At 55.9% G+C, this 18,349-nt stretch carries 26 protein-coding genes; 18 read left to right on the top strand and 8 right to left on the bottom strand.

Going from position 1 to position 18,349, the window contains the following annotated elements; all coding sequences use genetic code 11:
• Nucleotides 1-62: 62 nt before the first annotated feature.
• From AC1MEA_RS14830 to AC1MEA_RS14820, 3 genes are read left to right on the top strand one after another with little or no spacing between them, the layout of a single operon-like run.
• A complete protein-coding gene (locus AC1MEA_RS14830; RefSeq protein ID WP_480416591.1) occupies nucleotides 63-911 on the top strand; it encodes an XRE family transcriptional regulator in 849 nt (282 codons plus the stop codon).
• Nucleotides 912-970: 59 nt separating this feature from the next.
• Nucleotides 971-1,942, top strand: a complete 972-nt coding sequence (locus AC1MEA_RS14825) for a hypothetical protein (protein WP_480416590.1) — start codon at nucleotides 971-973, stop codon at nucleotides 1,940-1,942.
• Nucleotides 1,929-2,624, top strand: coding sequence for an HIRAN domain-containing protein (locus AC1MEA_RS14820; protein ID WP_480416589.1), 696 nt, complete (start codon nucleotides 1,929-1,931; stop codon nucleotides 2,622-2,624). The genes AC1MEA_RS14825 and AC1MEA_RS14820 overlap by 14 nt, the downstream gene beginning before the upstream one ends.
• Before the next feature lie 52 nt (nucleotides 2,625-2,676).
• Here AC1MEA_RS14820 and AC1MEA_RS14815 read toward each other — a convergent pair whose 3' ends face one another.
• Nucleotides 2,677-2,994, bottom strand: coding sequence for a DUF1654 domain-containing protein (locus AC1MEA_RS14815; protein WP_480416588.1), 318 nt, complete (start codon nucleotides 2,992-2,994; stop codon nucleotides 2,677-2,679).
• Between the two features lie 160 nt (nucleotides 2,995-3,154).
• Here AC1MEA_RS14815 and AC1MEA_RS14810 point away from each other — a divergent pair, with 160 nt between their 5' ends.
• From AC1MEA_RS14810 to AC1MEA_RS14745, 14 genes are all read left to right on the top strand, one after another.
• Nucleotides 3,155-3,460: a response regulator transcription factor gene (locus AC1MEA_RS14810; protein WP_480416587.1), complete on the top strand. Its 306-nt coding sequence runs from the start codon at nucleotides 3,155-3,157 to the stop codon at nucleotides 3,458-3,460.
• A 147-nt stretch (nucleotides 3,461-3,607) separates the two neighbouring features.
• Complete coding sequence (gene csrA / locus AC1MEA_RS14805; protein WP_480416586.1) at nucleotides 3,608-3,808, top strand: carbon storage regulator CsrA; 201 nt, start codon at nucleotides 3,608-3,610, stop codon at nucleotides 3,806-3,808.
• Entirely contained in the window at nucleotides 3,795-4,505 is a 711-nt protein-coding gene (locus AC1MEA_RS14800; RefSeq protein ID WP_480416585.1) for a hypothetical protein, read from the top strand. Before csrA (AC1MEA_RS14805) ends, AC1MEA_RS14800 begins: the two co-directional genes overlap by 14 nt.
• Entirely contained in the window at nucleotides 4,493-4,750 is a 258-nt protein-coding gene (locus tag AC1MEA_RS14795) for a hypothetical protein (protein WP_480416584.1), read from the top strand. Before AC1MEA_RS14800 ends, AC1MEA_RS14795 begins: the two co-directional genes overlap by 13 nt.
• Complete coding sequence (locus AC1MEA_RS14790) at nucleotides 4,747-4,914, top strand: hypothetical protein (RefSeq protein ID WP_480416583.1); 168 nt, start codon at nucleotides 4,747-4,749, stop codon at nucleotides 4,912-4,914. The genes AC1MEA_RS14795 and AC1MEA_RS14790 overlap by 4 nt, the downstream gene beginning before the upstream one ends.
• Complete coding sequence (locus AC1MEA_RS14785; protein ID WP_480416582.1) at nucleotides 4,907-5,110, top strand: hypothetical protein; 204 nt, start codon at nucleotides 4,907-4,909, stop codon at nucleotides 5,108-5,110. The genes AC1MEA_RS14790 and AC1MEA_RS14785 overlap by 8 nt, the downstream gene beginning before the upstream one ends.
• A complete protein-coding gene (locus tag AC1MEA_RS14780) occupies nucleotides 5,101-5,796 on the top strand; it encodes a hypothetical protein (RefSeq protein WP_480416581.1) in 696 nt (231 codons plus the stop codon). Before AC1MEA_RS14785 ends, AC1MEA_RS14780 begins: the two co-directional genes overlap by 10 nt.
• Complete coding sequence (locus tag AC1MEA_RS14775; protein WP_480416580.1) at nucleotides 5,789-6,163, top strand: hypothetical protein; 375 nt, start codon at nucleotides 5,789-5,791, stop codon at nucleotides 6,161-6,163. Before AC1MEA_RS14780 ends, AC1MEA_RS14775 begins: the two co-directional genes overlap by 8 nt.
• A 2-nt stretch (nucleotides 6,164-6,165) precedes the next feature.
• A complete protein-coding gene (locus AC1MEA_RS14770) occupies nucleotides 6,166-6,510 on the top strand; it encodes a hypothetical protein (protein WP_480416579.1) in 345 nt (114 codons plus the stop codon).
• Entirely contained in the window at nucleotides 6,393-7,541 is a 1,149-nt protein-coding gene (locus tag AC1MEA_RS14765) for a tyrosine-type recombinase/integrase (RefSeq protein WP_480918149.1), read from the top strand. Before AC1MEA_RS14770 ends, AC1MEA_RS14765 begins: the two co-directional genes overlap by 118 nt.
• A gap of 36 nt (nucleotides 7,542-7,577) precedes the next feature.
• Complete coding sequence (locus tag AC1MEA_RS14760) at nucleotides 7,578-9,350, top strand: N-acetylglutaminylglutamine amidotransferase (protein ID WP_480416578.1); 1,773 nt, start codon at nucleotides 7,578-7,580, stop codon at nucleotides 9,348-9,350.
• 3 nt (nucleotides 9,351-9,353) lie between these two features.
• On the top strand, nucleotides 9,354-11,102 hold the full coding sequence (gene ngg, locus AC1MEA_RS14755) for an N-acetylglutaminylglutamine synthetase (protein ID WP_480416577.1): 1,749 nt from the start codon (nucleotides 9,354-9,356) through the stop codon (nucleotides 11,100-11,102).
• Between the two features lie 25 nt (nucleotides 11,103-11,127).
• Nucleotides 11,128-12,324, top strand: a complete 1,197-nt coding sequence (locus AC1MEA_RS14750; RefSeq protein WP_219061557.1) for an osmoprotectant NAGGN system M42 family peptidase — start codon at nucleotides 11,128-11,130, stop codon at nucleotides 12,322-12,324.
• A 109-nt stretch (nucleotides 12,325-12,433) separates the two neighbouring features.
• Entirely contained in the window at nucleotides 12,434-12,661 is a 228-nt protein-coding gene (locus AC1MEA_RS14745) for a YheU family protein (RefSeq protein ID WP_219061558.1), read from the top strand.
• A 6-nt stretch (nucleotides 12,662-12,667) separates the two neighbouring features.
• Here the strand turns inward: AC1MEA_RS14745 and csrA (AC1MEA_RS14740) are convergent, their stop codons facing one another.
• The 4 genes from csrA (AC1MEA_RS14740) to AC1MEA_RS14725 form a co-directional block, all read right to left on the bottom strand.
• Entirely contained in the window at nucleotides 12,668-12,862 is a 195-nt protein-coding gene (gene csrA, locus AC1MEA_RS14740; RefSeq protein ID WP_219061559.1) for a carbon storage regulator CsrA, read from the bottom strand.
• Nucleotides 12,863-13,040: 178 nt separating this feature from the next.
• Nucleotides 13,041-13,373 (bottom strand): YnfA family protein, encoded by a 333-nt coding sequence (locus AC1MEA_RS14735; protein WP_219061560.1) that lies wholly within the window; start codon nucleotides 13,371-13,373, stop codon nucleotides 13,041-13,043.
• A 109-nt stretch (nucleotides 13,374-13,482) separates the two neighbouring features.
• Nucleotides 13,483-14,298: an SDR family oxidoreductase gene (locus tag AC1MEA_RS14730; RefSeq protein WP_449634899.1), complete on the bottom strand. Its 816-nt coding sequence runs from the start codon at nucleotides 14,296-14,298 to the stop codon at nucleotides 13,483-13,485.
• Between the two features lie 106 nt (nucleotides 14,299-14,404).
• The gene (locus tag AC1MEA_RS14725; RefSeq protein WP_449634898.1) at nucleotides 14,405-14,782 is read right to left on the bottom strand and encodes a DUF2784 domain-containing protein; all 378 of its coding nucleotides are present in this window, start codon (nucleotides 14,780-14,782) and stop codon (nucleotides 14,405-14,407) included.
• A 147-nt stretch (nucleotides 14,783-14,929) separates the two neighbouring features.
• On the opposite strand from AC1MEA_RS14725, the gene AC1MEA_RS14720 reads away from it, so the two are divergent.
• Entirely contained in the window at nucleotides 14,930-15,088 is a 159-nt protein-coding gene (locus tag AC1MEA_RS14720) for a DUF3309 family protein (RefSeq protein ID WP_020290439.1), read from the top strand.
• A 124-nt stretch (nucleotides 15,089-15,212) separates the two neighbouring features.
• Here AC1MEA_RS14720 and AC1MEA_RS14715 read toward each other — a convergent pair whose 3' ends face one another.
• The 3 genes from AC1MEA_RS14715 to AC1MEA_RS14705 form a co-directional block, all read right to left on the bottom strand.
• Nucleotides 15,213-16,871, bottom strand: a complete 1,659-nt coding sequence (locus tag AC1MEA_RS14715) for a cation acetate symporter (protein WP_449633775.1) — start codon at nucleotides 16,869-16,871, stop codon at nucleotides 15,213-15,215.
• Nucleotides 16,868-17,179 (bottom strand): DUF485 domain-containing protein, encoded by a 312-nt coding sequence (locus tag AC1MEA_RS14710; RefSeq protein ID WP_219061564.1) that lies wholly within the window; start codon nucleotides 17,177-17,179, stop codon nucleotides 16,868-16,870. The genes AC1MEA_RS14715 and AC1MEA_RS14710 overlap by 4 nt, the downstream gene beginning before the upstream one ends.
• A gap of 252 nt (nucleotides 17,180-17,431) precedes the next feature.
• Complete coding sequence (locus tag AC1MEA_RS14705) at nucleotides 17,432-18,286, bottom strand: glycine betaine ABC transporter substrate-binding protein (protein WP_219061565.1); 855 nt, start codon at nucleotides 18,284-18,286, stop codon at nucleotides 17,432-17,434.
• Nucleotides 18,287-18,349 lie beyond the last annotated feature (63 nt).

Genomic DNA, 18,349 nt, shown 5'->3' with positions numbered 1-18,349 from the left:
TTCAAGCATGCTTGTGCTTACAAAGCAAGCATGCTTGCCAAGTCCTCTTGTAGATTGCCCACATGAAAATCACCGATCGTATTACCAGCCTCGTCCTGCTCAGAAAACCTGATCTAGGTGCGCGCGGCTTCAAAAGGGATGTAGCAGCCACCTGTGGAGTGAGCTATGAAGCCGTTCGTCAGTGGTTTGCCGGTGACACAGGCAACATCAAGAACGAGAACCTGATTGCGATCGCCGAAGGCTATGACACGACCGTCGACTGGCTGCTTTCAGGGAAAGGTGACCCGCCACGGCGCAAGGAGCCGGGCCAAGCGAAAACAGACTTCAAATCCTCGGCCGCCATGGTTCAGCAAATGCTTGCGAAGCACGGCAATAATCTGTCTGAGGATGCCCGGCAGCGGATTGCCGACGCAGTTGAAGAGACGGCGAGCGAAGTAAAGTCTGGCAACGTCATCCCGGCGAACTACGCAGCTCTGAGCCCTACCAATGGCGAAATTCTGATCCCTCAGTACGACGTGCGCGGTGCCATGGGCCACGGCCAGGTTCCCGGCGACTACAACGAGGCTGTCCGAAACCTTGTCGTGCGCGAAAATATCCTGCGTGAGAAAGGCGTCACCTACACGACAGCTTCAGCCCTCGCAATGATCACTGGCTGGGGTCAGAGCATGGAGGGCACGATTAACGACAAAGACCTGGTGATCGTTGATCGCGGTGTTAAAGATTTTATCGGCGAAGGCATTTACGTCGTGACTTGGCACCAAGAGCTATACATCAAGCGGATGATGCGTCTGGACGAGGAACACTACAGATTGATTTCAGATAACCAACATTACGAAAACCAGACAGCGCGGATCGATGATGTGACGATTCATGCAAAGGTATTGCTGATATGGAATGCCAGGAAGGCTTGATGCATCAAAACGAGAATGCGTTTGTCGCAGGAAGCAAAAGCTAGGAAGCGAATCTAGACATGATCCAGTTGAATCCGATTGACGTTGCAGATTGGGGTCGTCACTTAGAGTTTTCGGAAGCCTACCCTGAGGGCGCGCGCCCTAAAAGAATAGTCGTTTCGCCTGCAGTGCCGGTTCAAGCTGTCATCAGGCCGAGCTGGCAATATATGTTTAAGCTTTCCGACCCTAAATATCTAGAGCAATTTTGGGCTGAACTCATAGCTTACCAAATAGGGCTTCTGCTTAGCATTCCCGTCCCGCCTTCTCATGCTGCTTATGATTCCATGACAGGCGAATGCGGCTCTTTAAGCGAATGGTTTTATAAAGAAGGCGAAGATATGTTTTTCGCTGCAGGCCATTTCTTTTACAGAGAAATACGAGGTTTCGACAAGGAAAAAGGAACCCAGCATAATTTGCTAACCGCTCAAAAGCTAAATATAGACTTCATAGGTGAAAGTCAAATTTACGACTTCTGGTCAATGATGATGTTTGACTCAATCATTGGAAATACTGATAGACATCAAGAGAACTGGGGATATCTTTTGAGCTTGTCCGCCAACACAAAAAGCGTGGCAAGGCGTAAAGGTGAACATTACAGTGTAAAACTTCGATTTGCCCCTTGGTTTGATAATGGGACGAGCTTGGGATACCAAATAATCCCAAGAAAATTTGAACAATGGGATGATACACGCCTAGATAACTACATAAAGAAAGGGCGACACCACATTCGGTTTGCGATGGATAACTTAACTCAAATCGGACACCTAGAATCGATAGAATTTATTGCAAAACATAATGCTTTGGTGCGCACGTTGCTCCTTAAGAAACTGAATTCATTCGATACTGCAAGTTTCGTAGGCATGATGTATGCGCTTGTTGACCTGCCTATGCCTTTGCATGCTAGACTCACAAAGAGCAGAGCTGAATTTGTAATTAGGCTAACCTTGAGGCGTATCGAAATTATTACGGGCAAATTAAATGAACATAATTGATCATATATTTGAACCATCACGCCTTTTCCTTGTTTGGCACTGCGCATCTGAGGGAGTGGATCACCACAGACGTATAGTTGGTGAACTATATAGAACTGAAAACTCAGTATCCTTTCAATATTTAAAAGACACCGAGGACTATGTAAAAGCTGAAGAGGAAGGCTTTATTGGCTTTCCTGCATTTACTATGAGAGGTCATGAAAAGTTTGAAAATGCTATTGGCGCTTTTATGAGTCGATTGCCGCCACGCAAGAGGGCTGACTTCGCTAAATATCTAGCACAGTACGCACTACCGGCAAATTTTTCAGGATCGGATCTTTCTCTGCTTGGATATACCGGCGCGCGCCTAGCTAGCGATAGCTTTGAGCTTTGCCCAGACTTCTCGGATGCGTCAGAACCAGTTGATTTAGTCCTAGAAGTTAGCGGCACCCAGTACAATATGGAGAAAGAAACGGCTCTTATTGAAAATGAACCAGTCCAGTTTAAACTAGAACCAGATAACATCTATGACCCAGACGCTATCGCGATTCATGCCAAAAGCGGAAAGCTGGGCTACGTCAGCCGAGCTATGAATAAAAGCTTCAAGTCTTTACTGCAAAGGTGCAATGTAAGTGGCTCTGTTTTGAAGTTTAGCCAACAGCAACACCGATTGCAGGTATTAGTCTTAGCAAGCTTCAGGTAACTACATATCCATATTCGAAAGCCCACCACCCGAGTGGGCTTTTTTGTGACTGTCAAAAAGGCGTAGGCACCTCCACCGATACAAATTCATCCTGCGCCTCTACCTGGGGATCTTGATCGGAGGAAGCCTCCCACTCCAGCAGCACTGATCCGTCCTCATCACTGAAGGTCATCCCAATCCCGTCGGTCTCGCCAAGCACGCTCATCACCTCCTCCCACTCTCGATCTCCATCCGTGTCTAGTCGATGAATTTTCACCCAGCGCTGATCCTGCGCAATGGGGTGATTAATCATTGATGACACCCTCAAGCCAAGCCGCTCGATACCACTCATTTCCTGCCGGACTACCGGTTTAGCCTGTTTTTTTGCCATGCCGCCCACTCCTTTGAAAAACTGTATATCCGTACAGTACTAAAAATTTACACAAGCTTGCTTGCATTATTGATCACCTCATGTTTTTATTAATGCAAGTTTGCTTGCCTTAAAACACAGGCATGCTTGAATATCTATCACTCGGCACGGAGCACTACTCATGACAATCACTTTCGCAGGATTAACCGGCCAACTCGGCAAGGGCGTGGCTCCAAGAGAGCTGCAGTGCCTGCTGGCAGTAGCAGCAGGCATGACTTCAAAAGAAGCTGCCCGCGAGCTGGGCCTGGCGCCAGATAGTGTGGACAAGCGCCTTCTTGCTGCATCGACAAAGCTGGGCTGCACGAAGCGCGCAGCATTGGTCGCCAAGGCTTTTGCAATGGGCCTCATCAGCTTCTCGGGCGGCATGATCCCTGCCCCGCAACGTCAGCAAGAGCAGGAATCTACCCAGGGCATTTTCGTTGCGTGATTGCGTGCGCAGCGGCGAGCCACTTCAGCGGTGTGGCTGTCCAGTGCTCAAGCGATAGCTGACCACGTAATCCAATACAGATTTTTGCGAAAGCCAACAGCGCGGCGGGCATTTGCTCGCTCTGAATAAAGCCAACAAGGAGTTCAAATGCTAATCCTCACGCGCCGCATAGGCGAAACCATCCGCATAAATGACGACATCAGCGTCACAGTTCTCGCAATCACCGGTAGCCAGGTGCGGCTGGGTATCGAGGCGCCAGAAAGCGTCGACGTGCACCGCCAAGAAATCTATGACCGCATTCGTGCAGGTATCCCGGCTAAAGAAGGGGCGCGCCATGCCGCTCAGTGAATTCAAGGCGCGGCCAATCATTGACCGCATCAGCATTGTTCTTCGCCCGGCAGAAGGTGGCTCTCTGGAGCAAATCGCCCAATACGTAAAGCTCGGCGCGCCAGTCGCGATTGGCCGTGCAGGCGCGGTGATCGCCGCGGCGAGCGATGAAGACTTCCACGTCACCATCGGCCGTGAGCGCGAGCGGCACGCCGAGCAGGTTGACCTGCTGCAGGCGGCGCTGGCGGTTGATCCGCTGCTCACCGCGTGCGCACCCGAAATGTTCAGCCTGCTAGAGCGGATCGAAGTTAAGTGCGGAGGATTGAATGCAGTCTTGGGTCACGGCATGGAGCCTTCAGAACAAATGTGGGAAGACTCGCGGCAAGCGCTAGACGATGTATGGCCGCTGCTGTGCAAGGCCCAAGGAAAGGAATACGCGCCCGATCCAGTTGACACAGAGCAAGTCAACCAAATTGCCCACGAAGGCGAAAACGTCAACCAAGAGACAGAGTTCTGCATCGACGATCACGTCCGCATGGCAGCCAACGCCAAGCGCTACGAGTGGCTGCGCAATGTAGCTTTCGATACGCCCCGCCAGGATTTGGTGCCGCGTGATCGCCACCAGAACATGCTGATCGAACAGGGTCTCGACGCAGAGATTGATCGTGCAATGAAGGCTTATTCGGGCGAGCGGGAGGCCTACCCATGCGAGCGGTAATCGCCATCACCCTGCTGCTGATCGTTGGTCAGGCCAGCGCCGGTCAGGCCGAGCAAGTCATCGACGTTCAGCACGATGCCCGCCGTGGCGTCACTTGCTGGATCGTGAACGGCACCGGCATCAGCTGCCTGCCCGACTCGCAACTGAACGGCAAGCCCAACCAGACATCAGCCGCCGACCAGGATCAGCCGACTCCTGCTAGCACCCCTACCCCTCGCAGCCATGAGGAGATATTTCAGCTATGAGACGCCACAACGGAGCCAAAGGCCAGCGCCTGATCGAGCTGTTCAACGCCCTTCAGTGCCGGGAAACCACCTTCGGCCAGATCTACGCCATGTCGGCATCGTGCGGGATTGATGCGCGCCGGGTGCTGGCTGACCACTTTCAGCGCGGTGCTAGTTATGGGTAGCCAAGACGAGCTGAACCGAATGAGCTTCATGGATCACCAGGACGGGGAAATCGTCAAGTGCGCCCACTGCTGGAACAAGGTGAGCCGGGCGCATATCAGCCTGAACGACAGTGCCTGCCCGCGCTGCGACCGATACCTCGACATGGATGAGGAGCCCTACGTCTCCTCCAGCCTGGGAGAGCAGCCATGCGAATGAAGCCTGAACACTCCGACCGTTTACTTCAGATGCTCCAAGTGCAATTCAGTACCCCGCGTAGCGAGCTGATCATGGCGCGACGTGTTGCCCAGTACATCCATGGTGAGCGGAAGTTCTTCAGGGCTTTCAATGATGTGGAAATCCCAAAGGCTGAAGCGGGCCTCCCCTTCACTGCGTCACGCCTGAAGATGCTGAAGGAAGCTCGACGCGAAGCCTCAAAGGCTCACCGCGCGACCCTGGAGGATGTCGGCGTGTGGCTGTACCACAATGACTGCAACCTTACCGCCAAGTATGGCTTCGACGGCATTTGCGACATTTTGAATGTAAACCCAGCTCATCGCCCCGAAGCACTCGACTGCATGGAGGACAAAGGCCGAGCAATTTCCGCCATCGCCTTCATCGCGGGGATCGAGGATAGCGCCAGCATTCGCTCGGGACGCAACCAGCCCGACTTCAAGGATGGCCCTCTCTTCAACGCCTACATGGAGGTGATGATGAAGACAATGCGCGAAAACCCTGGCGCTATGCCAGATCCAGCAGCGCCAGGCGGACCGCTGTACGGGCTACCAACCTACACATGCCAACCAGACGGAACCATGGCGAGGAACAAACCGACGCTCACGGTGCACAGCCCTGATGGGTCGTCGAAGGTTATCAAGGGTAAGCAGGGGGTGAATCATGGCTAAGACAGTCCTCAAGGTCCGTCAAGACGGTGTCGCCTTTTACCTCAACGAGGTGTCGGCCGGAACATCGAACAGCTGTAAGCGCTACGCGCTGAGCCGCACCAGCCAACACAGCGGAACCAAGGACGGATGGGTTCGGGTCAACTCAACGGAATGCCGGGTACTGATCGGCATATCCACCGAACCGGATTTATTCAGGGCGTTCGTGAATATGTTCGATGGCAAAAAGCAGCGTCCACATGCCCACCACGGTGGAATCCGCGGCCTCGCAGGAAAGTGGGAAGGCGAGGCTTTTCCGGCGCGCGTGACGCTCGGCCGTGACGCATCAGTTTCCATGCATTCGGAAAACCTGATGAGTCAGGAGGAATAGCCATGTCCGCAGCCGAAAACCTGCACGAAGACGCAGGGCACGACAAGATCACTGAAAAACGGATGGGAGAGTTGGTGGGGTGTACTGCGAAGGCGCTCCAACGCAAGCGGGAGAAGGGAGTCATCCCCAACTGGGTGTGGATGAAGATTGATGGTCGGATCATTTACAGCAAACGGAGATACGAGGAATGGGTAGAAAGCCTGTGGACCTGCCAGCCGGGGTCGAACTTATCGGGCGGTCAATCCGAATTCGTTTCTCCTGGAACAAGAAGCGGTGCTGTGAGACGCTCCCCCTCCCCCAAACTGCGAAAGGAATCGCAGCAGCAGCGAATTTACGTGCTCAAGTAAAGGGCCTAGACAAGCTCGGCGCTCTCACGGCAGAGAAGTATGCCGGGCTGTTCCCCAATACGCGCAGCGTGGCCGTGCAAGATCAAGTCGCACCTATTTTCTTTGACTACGCCCAAGACTGGCTGGACAGCCTCCAGATCGTCGACGGCACTCGCAGAAACTACAGGTCGGCCCTGCAAGTTTATTGGATTCCGTATCTAGCCAAAATGCCTATCGACACCATCACGTCGGTCAGATTGCGCAAGATCATGAACGAGATCGAATGGACCTCGCCGGTGAGGCGCAAGGGCGTGGTCGGCTTATTGGTGTCGATATTCCAACAGGCCATGATCGACGAAATAGTTACCCGAAACCCAGCCCTATCTATCCCCGGCGCGAAAGTTCCCAAGCGTGACGTTGACCCGTTTACGAAGGAAGAAGCAGATCTCATCATCGCCCACCTGTACAAAACGACGAGCGGATTGACTGCAATCTACGCGGCCTATTTCGAGTTTTGCTTTTACACAGGGATGCGCCCGGGTGAGGTGATGGCGCTGCGCTGGAGCGAACTCGATACCCGCAAAAAAACCGCACATGTTTGCCGAATTCAGATCCGTGGAATCATCGAGGATCGGACCAAAACGAAGAGGCCACGCACAGTTTTATTGAACGATCGCGCTTTGCACGCACTCGAAAAGGCTAGACCACTCACAGCGGCGCGCTCTGATTATGTTTTCGCGCCGAGCGGAACAGGTGATAAATCGGAGTTGTACATACGCTCTGAGACTGGTCAAAAACGTTACTGGCTTACTGCTTTGCGGAAATTAGGAATTAGACGCCGCAGGATGTACGACACCCGCCACACGTACGCAACGATGTGCTTGATGGCCGGCATGAACCCGGCATTCATCGCCGCGCAACTCGGGCACAGCGTACAGGTACTGCTTTCTACGTACGCCAAGTGGATCAGCTCGCCGAACGATTGGGCAGAGCTTGAGAAGCTGAAAATGCTGGAAAGTGGTACGAAAGTGGTACGAGTAAAAAGCCAGTGACGCCAAGAGTGCCGAAACACATAGGGTTCAAGCTACATGTGCGGATTAGCTGGAGAGTTACGTTTCGACCATCAACCGGCAGACCTCGCGGCGGTTGAACGGATCACCCATCATTTGGCCCCTCGCGGCCCGGACGCCTGGGGCTTTCATAGCCAGGGGCCTATCGCGCTGGGTCACCGTCGACTGAAAATCATGGACCTGTCCGAAGGCTCGGCACAGCCCATGGTCGACAATCAGCTCGGACTGGCGCTGGCGTTCAACGGTGCCATCTACAATTTCCCGGAACTGCGCGCTGAACTGGAAGCACTCGGCTATCCGTTTTATTCCGACGGCGACACCGAAGTGCTGCTCAAGGGCTATCACGCCTGGGGCGTCGATCTGCTGCCCAAACTCAACGGCATGTTTGCCTTCGCCATCTGGGAGCGTGACACCCAGACCTTGTTCATGGCGCGCGACCGGCTGGGCGTAAAGCCGCTCTACCTGTCACACACCGACAAGCGCCTGCGGTTTGCCTCATCGTTGCCTGCGCTGCTCAAAGGCGGCGATATCAGCCCGATGCTCGACCCGGTCGCGCTGAACCACTACCTGAACTTCCACGCAGTGGTTCCGGCGCCACGTACCCTGCTCGCGGGCATTGAAAAACTGCCACCTGCCAGCTGGATGCGCATCGACGCCAGCGGCAAGTCCGAGCAAAAAGTCTGGTGGCGCCTGCCCTATGGCCCACGCGCCGACGAAGCGAATCTGACCCTCGAAGACTGGACTGACCGGGTGTTGGACAGCACCCGTGATGCCGTGGCGATTCGTCAACGTGCCGCGGTGGAGGTCGGCGTTTTGCTGTCTGGCGGCGTCGACTCCAGCCTGCTGGTCGGCTTGCTGCGTGAAGTCGGGGTCAAGGAGCTGTCGACCTTCTCCATCGGTTTTGAGGACGCAGGCGGCGAACGCGGTGACGAATTTCAATATTCCGACCTGATCGCCAAACACTACGGCACTCAACATCACCAGTTACGCATCAACGAAAGCGAAATCATCGAGCAGTTGCCTGCGGCGTTCCGCGCCATGAGCGAACCGATGGTCAGCCACGACTGCATTGCCTTTTATCTGCTGTCACGTGAGGTGGCCAGGCACTGCAAAGTGGTCCAGAGCGGCCAAGGCGCTGATGAGCTGTTCGCCGGGTATCACTGGTACCCACAAGTGGACGGCGCCAGCGACCCTTATGCGGCCTATCGCGCGGCGTTCTTCGACCGCACGTATGACGAATACGCCGCCACCGTGCAGCCCCAATGGCTGACCGCCAATGATGCGGCGGGCGACTTTGTTCGCGAGCATTTCGCCCAACCCGGCGCTGACGCCGCAGTGGATAAAGCACTGCGCCTGGACAGCACGATCATGCTGGTCGATGACCCGGTGAAACGTGTCGACAACATGACCATGGCCTGGGGTCTGGAAGCGCGTACGCCGTTTCTCGACTATCGCCTGGTCGAACTGTCGGCCCGAGTGCCGGGGCGCTTCAAGTTGCCCGATGGCGGCAAGCAGGTACTGAAAGAAGCGGCGCGAAGGGTGATCCCGACCGAAGTGATCGACCGCAAAAAAGGCTATTTCCCGGTGCCGGGGCTTAAGCATTTGCAGGGCGACACGCTGAATTGGGTACGCGACCTGTTGCTCGACCCGAGTCAGGACCGTGGCCTGTTCAACCCGGCCATGCTCGACAAACTGCTGACCGATCCCGAGGGTGGATTGACCCCCTTGCGCGGCTCCAAACTGTGGCAGCTCGCAGCGCTGAACCTGTGGCTCAGCGAACAAGGACTTTGATTGATGAAACAGAATGCTTCGGCTTTTAGCCAACGCCTGTTGCGCGGTCAGGCGCCCTCTTATGAGCGCCTGCAAGCACGCTTCGCGGAAGACGGCAGCGAGCCTGACGCCCAACCTCTGGCCCTGCATTGCGGCTGGGGCCGGCTGCTGATCGGGCACACCTACCCTGACCCCGCGACGCTGGCTAACGACTTGCTCAATGAGAAGCCCGGCGAGCGTGATATCGCCCTGTACGTCGCGGCGCCCCAGCAGGTGCTGGCGCAATCGCCACAACATCTGTTCCTCGACCCTTCCGATACCTTGCGCCTGTGGTTCAGCGATTACCGGCCGGCACAGCGAGTGTTTCGTGGTTTTCGCATTCGCCGTGCGCAGAACGATGCGGACTGGCAGTCGATCAACAACCTGTACCTGGCGCGGGGCATGCTGCCCATCGACCCTGCCCTTCTGACTCCGCGCCATCACGGTGGCCCGGTGTACTGGATTGCCGAGGATGAGAACAGCAATGCCGTGATCGGCAGCGTGATGGGCCTCAATCATCAAAAAGCCTTTCACGACCCGGAGAACGGCAGCAGCTTGTGGTGCCTGGCGGTTGACCCGCAATGCACCCGGCCGGGTGTGGGCGAAGTACTGGTGCGGCATTTGATCGAGCACTTCATGAGCCGTGGCTTGAGTTACCTTGATCTCTCGGTGCTGCATGACAACCTGCACGCCAAAAACCTGTACGCCAAGCTCGGTTTTCGCAACCTGCCGACCTTCGCCATCAAGCGCAAGAACGGTATCAATGAATCCTTGTTTCTCGGGCCAGGACCACAGGCGGACTTCAACCCCTATGCGCGGATCATCGTCGAAGAAGCCCATCGACGAGGTATCGACGTACAGGTCGATGATGTCGATGCCGGCCTGTTCACCCTCAGTCATGGCGGACGGCGTGTGCGCTGCCGTGAATCCCTGAGTGACCTGACCAGCGCCGTCAGCATGACCCTGTGCCAGGACAAGAGCATGACCCACCGGGCGCTCAAGGCAGCAGGTTTGAATTTGCCGGCCCAGCAATTAGCGGGCAACGTCGATGACAATCTGGAGTTTTTGAACGAACACGGGCAGATCGTGGTCAAGCCGCTCGATGGTGAACAGGGTCATGGCGTCGCCGTGGACCTGCGCACGATTGAAGACGTCCAGAAGGCCATCGAGCGCGCCCGCCCGTTCGACAGCCGGGTGTTACTCGAGAGCTATCACCCGGGGCTGGATCTGCGCATCGTGGTGATTGGCTTCGAGGTGGTGGCTGCCGCCATCCGCCGACCGGCCGAAGTCATCGGTGATGGCCACCATGCAATTGGCGCGCTGATAGACGCACAAAGCCGACGCCGTGAGGCCGCTACGTCGGGGGAAAGCAGCATTCCGCAAGATGAAGAAACCCAACGCACAGTGCGCGACGCAGGGTTCGACTTCAATACCGTGTTACCACCGGGTAAGCGCCTGGCGGTCCGACGCACCGCCAATTTGCACACCGGCGGTTGCCTGGAAGATGTGACCGCAATTCTGCACCCGGTGCTGGCGGATGCGGCAATACGTGCGGCTCGGGCACTGGACATTCCAGTAGTAGGCCTGGATTTGATGGTGCCCGCCGCTGACCAACCGGAGTACGTGTTTATCGAAGCCAACGAACGGGTCGGCCTGGCCAATCATGAACCCCAACCGACCGCCGAACGTTTCGTCGACCTGCTGTTTCCACACAGCCTGCCTGCACACAGCTAACCGCATCGCTTCAGGAGCGCCCCTCATGACCCCTGCAAAAATCCTCGAACCGGATCTGAATTACCTGCAGAAAGTCCTGCTGGAAATGCTCGCGATCCCCAGCCCAACCGGATTCACCGACACCATCGTGCGTTACGTCGCCGAACGCCTCGAAGAACTGGGCATTCCCTTTGAGCTGACCCGGCGCGGGACCATTCGCGCCACCTTGAAGGGCAAGCAAAATAGCCCCGACCGTGCCGTCTCAGCACACCTGGACACCATCGGCGCCAGCGTACGAGCCGTGCAAGACAATGGGCGCCTGTCCCTCGTACCGATAGGGTGCTGGTCGAGCCGCTTCGCCGAAGGAAGCCGGGTCAGCGTATTCACTGACACCGGTGTGATACGCGGCAGTGTCCTGCCTTTGATGGCGTCAGGGCATGCGTTCAACACGGCGGTGGATGAAATGCCGATCAGTTGGGACCATGTCGAGCTGCGTCTGGATGCCTACAGCACCACCCGTGCCGACTGCGAATCGCTGGGCATCGGCATCGGCGATTTCGTCGCATTCGACCCCCTGCCGGAGTTTACTGAAAGCGGGCATATCAGCGCGCGACACCTGGACGACAAAGCTGGCGTCGCGGCCTTGCTGGCTGCACTTAAAGCGATTGTCGACAGTGGCGCCGAGCCGTTGATCGACTGCCATCCGTTGTTCACCATCACCGAAGAAACCGGTACCGGTGCGGCAGGTGTGCTGCCGTGGGATGTCAGTGAGTTCGTCGGGATCGATATTGCCCCGGTCGCCCCGGGTCAGCACTCCAGCGAACATGCGGTGAGTGTCGCGATGCAGGACTCAGGAGGTCCGTACGACTACCACCTGTCGCGGCACCTGTTGCGTCTGGGGGCCGAGAACGAACTGCCGGTACGCCGGGATTTATTTCGCTACTATTTCAGCGATGCACACTCTGCCGTCACGGCCGGGCATGACATTCGCACCGCCCTGCTCGCCTTCGGCTGCGATGCGACCCATGGGTATGAACGCACCCACATCGACAGCCTCAGTGCCCTGAGCCGTCTGCTGGGCGCCTACATGCTTAGCCCGCCGGTGTTCGCCAGCGATGCACAACCGGCAAAAGGGTCGTTGGAGCGCTTCAGCCATCAGCTCGAACATGATGCCCAGATGGAATCCGACACCCGCGTACCGGCGGTGGAGAGCTTGATCGGTCAGCGCGCCGAGGAGGTTTGAGGCGTTGGGCGGTGGGAAACCTCCTGCCGCCCGGATGGAAGCACCGCCCAGGGATGTAGCCTGCCGACCTCAACCGCGCTAGCATCGCGGGAATTCATACGAGAACACCATGCTGATTCCCTACGACCAACTTGAAGCCGACACCCTCACCCGCCTCATCGAAGATTTCGTCACCCGTGACGGCACCGACAATGGCGACGAGACACCGCTGGAAACCCGCGTACTGAGGGTGCGTCATGCCTTGGGCAAGGGTCAGGCGGTGATCGTATTCGAACCGGAAAGCCAGCAGTGTCAACTGATGCTCAAACACGACGTGCCCAAGGAATGGTTCGACTGATACCGGTCACGCCGTGGGCTCCGGCTCTTGCTCCGCCAGACGACTGGCCATGCGCATGAAGACTTCCGCTCGATTGATTTTGATGTGCTTGGGTGCGGTAATACCTAGCCGGACCTGATTGCCGTTCACGCTCAGAATCTGCACGGTGATGTCATCACCAATTGAAAAGGTCTCTCCAACTTCTCGCGTCAATATAAGCATTTTCCCCACCCTTTTTTGTTACAAAGAGCAAAGATTGCACGGCGAAATCGGCCTCTTCAATGCATCTGAAGTAAATCAGTAATGCCCTTCATGCCCGCCAGACCGATCCTACGGAATCGGCCCAACTGCCGACCAAAACTATAGGAGAAGTCCGCAGCGCGGGCAGGTTTTGGGTTTCTCAGGCGTTGGACAATCGCGGGCCGAACAAGATGATGCTGGCGCCGATCACGCAGAGTGCAGCACCCAGCCAGTCGGACGTCAGTGGCCGAACCCGCTCGATCAGCCCCAGCCAACCAATGGATGCCACGATATAAATGCCGCCATAAGCCGCATAGGCGCGTCCGGCGTAAGTGGCTTCGATTCGGGTCAGCAGCAACGCAAACAGTGTCAGGCTGAGCAGCGCCGGCAGCACCCATAACACGCTCTTGCCCATGCGCAACCACATCCAGAATGCATAACAACCGGCGATTTCGAACAACGCCGCAAGAAAAAACCACAGATAGTTGAGCACGTCGGCATCTCGTCAAGGTTGCTGGGGCAGATTCCGGCAACCCTAACTGCATGCCGGGGCTGGAGCAAGTCGGCGATACCGCATCAGTAAAGCGCGCCCCGGTTGCTGCTTACTCGCGACCCTGCCTGGCCTTGCTGCGCATTTTGTCGGCCATGGAAATCATCTCGTCGTAGAGCATCTGCGGGCTCTTCTGTTTCAGCTGCCAGGCCATGCGTCCTTGCTCGTGGGGCAGGATCATGAATTCACCTTGGGCGACATGCTCAAAGATGTAGTCGGCAATATCGCTGGCAGTAATCGGCGAGCTTTCCAGCAGTTTGCCAACCTGGGCTTTCATCGCCGGGGTTGGACCACGGAAAGAATCGAGCAGGTTAGTCTGAAAAAACGACGGGCATACCACGTGAACACTGACTTCCTGTTGATGCAGTTCGACCAGCAGGCTTTCCGACAGCGCCACGACGCCGGCCTTGGCCACGTTGTAGTTGCTCATGGCCGGGCCCTGCATCAAGGCGGCCATTGACGCGATATTAATGATCTTGCCCTTGCTCGTTTCCAGCAACGGCAAAAACGCCTTGCAGCCCTTGACCACGCCCATGAGGTTGATCGCGATCTGCCAATCCCAATCCTCAAGCGACAGCTCGCTGAAAAAACCACCGGAAGCAACGCCCGCGTTGTTGACGATAACGTCTATGCCGCCAAACTTCTCTTCGCACGCTTGGGCGAAGGCGGTCAGTTGGCTGTAATCCCGCACATCACAGCGTTGGATAAAGCCGTCACCACCGACCTCGCGTACTGATTTAAGGGTTTCCTGCAAGCCAGGTTCATTGACGTCCGACAACGCCAACTGCCAGCCTTCGCGGGCCCAGCGCAGCGCGATTTCGCGACCCAGGCCTGACCCGGCGCCGGTGATCATCATGCGATTTTGCATAGGAAAATGCCTTGTTGTTCCGGGGAAGATGAGTCGCAGTGTAGCGAAGGTCACCCCCGTAACACCTCACCATCCAATTGCTGAATACCAAGGGCAAACCCACGGGTTATAAGGCGTTGCGCTGACGCCGATGGCGCCTTATCACACAGAAATAGACCACCCCGTTGATCACCACTACCCCGGCGCCTAACCACAACTGGGTCTGCGGCGTCAGCCCTGCGGGGTAGATCAGCGGAATCAGGTAATGCTCGATAAACCCACCGCTGAAACCTTGATCACCGGCCTTCACGCGCAATCCGTTTTCCAGCGGCGTAAGCGGGCAGTACAGATGAAATACCTCGACAGCCGCGCCCCATGCAACCGCCGGAAGGTGCAGCGCAATAAGCCAGCGCCAACGTATTGCCAGTAATCCACCGAACAAGGCAAAGACAATAAACAGCACATGCATGAGGACAACGGCATCGGCGGCAATGCGATACAGCATGGTCCTGCCCCTCCCGCGAAATATTACGACACAGTCCACGGACTTTTTTTAAACAGCCGCAGTCGGATCATTTAAGCAGCACACACTTTACGCATTGGGCGTTAAATGCGTGAACTGCAGAAGCCACTCACCAAGAAGGAACTCGTCATGGGCATCGGCACAATTCTTATCATCATCCTGATCCTGCTACTCGTTGGCGGTCTGCCGGTATTCCCGCACTCCAGAAGCTGGGGTTATGGGCCATCGGGCATCATCGGGACTATTCTGGTCATCCTGTTGATACTGGTCCTGCTCGGCAGGATCTAGTCCTCTGGCTGCAGAACGCCCCGCTTTTATAGCGGGGTTTTTTATGGTTCAGCAAAAACAATCATTTTTCACGCCCATAAAAAAAGCAGCCCGAAGGCTGCTTTTTTCATGACATCAACAGACGTTAGTGAGCAACGGCGCCAGTGGCACCCAAGCCAGTCTGCGAGCGGACAAATTGTGGGAGGAACAAGGCACGTTCTCCCTCTGCCGCTTTGGACTTGTCGGTGATGGAGAAGAACCAGATACCGATGAACGCGATGGCGATGGAGAACAGCGCCGGGTATTCATACGGGAAGATGGCTTTCTCGTGGTGCATGATCGTTACCCAGATGGTTGGGCCAAGGATCATCAAGCCTACTGCGCTGACCAAGCCCATCCAGCCGCCAATCATGGCGCCACGGGTGGTCAGGTTTTTCCAGTACATGGAAAGCAACAGGACAGGGAAGTTACAGCTTGCCGCGATGGAGAACGCCAGGCCAACCATGAACGCGATGTTCTGGTTTTCGAACAGAATGCCCAGGAAGATAGCCAGGACACCCAGTGCGAGAGTGGTGATCTTCGATACCCGAATCTCATCTTTCTCGTTGGCTTTGCCGCCCTTGATTACGCTGGCATACAGGTCGTGAGACACCGCCGTTGCGCCAGCCAGGGTCAAACCTGCAACCACTGCCAGGATGGTAGCGAACGCCACCGCCGAGATGAAGCCCAGGAACAAGCTGCCACCGACCGCATCGGCCAGGTGAATCGCTGCCATGTTGTTACCGCCCAACAGCGCGCCAGCAGCGTCTTTGAAGGCCGGGTTGGTGCTTACCAACAGGATCGCGCCGAAGCCGATGATGAAGGTCAGGATGTAGAAGTAGCCGATGAAGCCTGTTGCGTAGAGCACCGACTTGCGAGCTTCTTTAGCGTCGCTCACGGTGAAGAAGCGCATCAGGATGTGTGGCAGGCCAGCGGTACCGAACATCAGTGCCAGACCCAGAGAGAACGCCGACACAGGGTCTTTCACCAGGCCGCCCGGGCTCATGATCGCTTCACCTTTAGGGTGAACCTTGATCGCCTCGGAGAACAGGGTGTTGAAGTCGAAGTTAACGTGCTTCATGACCATGACTGCCATGAAGGTTGCACCCGACAGCAGCAACACCGCTTTGATGATCTGAACCCAAGTAGTTGCCAACATGCCGCCAAACAGCACGTACATGCACATCAGGACGCCCACCAGAATCACCGCAATGTAGTAGTCCAGACCGAACAGAAGCTGAATCAGCTTGCCGGCACCGACCATTTGCGCGATCAGGTAGAACGCAACCACCACCAGAGAGCCGCAGGCAGACAGCGTGCGAATCTGTGTCTGGCCGAGGCGATAGGACGCCACGTCAGCGAAGGTGTACTTGCCCAGGTTACGCAGGCGCTCGGCGATCAGGAACAGAATGATCGGCCAACCCACCAGGAAGCCGATCGAGTAGATCAGGCCGTCGTAGCCGGTGGTGAACACCAGCGCGGAAATCCCCAGGAACGAAGCTGCCGACATATAGTCACCAGCAATCGCCAGACCATTTTGCAGACCGGTAATTTTACCGCCCGCCGAGTAATAGTCTGCCGCCGACTTGGTGCGTTTGGACGCCCAGTAGGTGATGCACAGGGTGAAACCGACAAACACCACAAACATGGCAATAGCGGCAACGTTCAGCGGTTGTTTTTGCACTGCGCCTGTCAGCGCTTCAGACGCCCACAGAGTCGGCGCGAACACAGCAAGGCCAAGGGCCGATAGTAGTCGCCGGATCATTGTTTGGCCTCCTTCAGAATCGCTTTGTTCAGGTCATCAAATTCACCGTTCGCACGGTATACATAGATCCCGGTGAGGACAAACGCTGAAAGAATCAGCCCGACCCCTATCAGGATCCCCCACGTGATTGATGATTCGGGGCTGATTTTGCCCCCGAGAACCGTTGGCGCATAAGCGATTAAAAAGATAAAGCCCGCATACAACCCAAGCATGATCGCTGAAAGAATCCAGGCGAACCGCTCTCTTTTGGAGACCAGCTCCTTAAACAGGGGGCTGTTTTGAATCGAGATGTAAATGCTGTCGTTCATTATTTTTGTCCTCGCAGCACAGATGAGTTTGAACGAATTACACTTTAGTCTGCTCGTGAGCGCACTCCAGACGACCTTAGTATTAGAACGACATTAGCTAACGGCGCGCGACAATGCACGTCTATATGAATAACGCAGGGAATGATTCAGCGAGGGGGGTCGGAAAGCGCGCAGCAAAAGGAAGGCAAAAAGCCACCTGGCAGCGATGCCAGATGGCCTTGAAAGGTGCGACGTAGACGTGTTTAAGCGCTTTTACTTAGTCCACTCGGCAACACGCTCCGGGTGCTTGGCAACCCAGTCTTTCGCGGCGACTTCAGGCTTGGTGCCGTCCTGAATCGCGAGCATGACTTCGCCGATTTCATCCTTGGAGTTCCAGGAGAATTTTTTCAGGAAGGCCACCACTTCAGGTGCCTTTTTCTCTAAACCCTTGCTGCCGATGCTGTTCACCGTCTCGGCTGCGCCATAAACGCCTTTTGGATCTTCAAGGAAGCGCAGTTTCCACTTGGCAAACATCCAGTGCGGAACCCAGCCAGTGACGGCAATGGATTCATGCTTTTCTTCAGCACGGGTCAACTCGGCAATCATTGCAGCGCCGGAGCTGGCCTGCAATTTGTAGCCATCCAGGTCGTAGTCCTTGATCGCTTGATCGGTCTTCAGCATCACGCCTGAACCGGCGTCGATACCCACGATTTTTTTCTTGAAGGAGTCATCGGTTTTCAGGTCGGCAACACTTTGCGCTTTGACGTATTCCGGAACGATCAGACCAATCTTGGCATCTTTGAAGTTAGGACCGTAGTCGACAACCTTGTCCTTGTTCTTGGTCCAGTACTCACCGTGCGTGACTGGCAACCAGGCCGACAGCATCAGGTCGAGTTTACCGGTCGCAACGCCCTGCCACATGATCCCGGTCGCAACCGGCATCAGCTTGACGTCATAACCGAGCTTCTGCTTGATCACTTCAGCGGCCACATGGGTCGTGGCAACGCTGTCGGACCAACCATCGACATAGCCGATGCTCAGGGTTGATTTTGTTTCTGCAATCGCCAGCGTGGAACTGATCGCAAGTACCAGAGCGGCACCTGCGCCAAGGATTCGTCGAATCTTCATCGTTACTTCCCCGAAAGTGCTAAGCCCGACGACTGTCGAGCATGTTTAACGTTGTTTTTAGGG

The sequence above is a fragment of the Pseudomonas sp. ASL8 genome, assembly GCF_056680355.1.
Note: the sequence above shows the minus strand (reverse complement) of the source record. Positions and strands in the feature narration are given on the sequence as shown.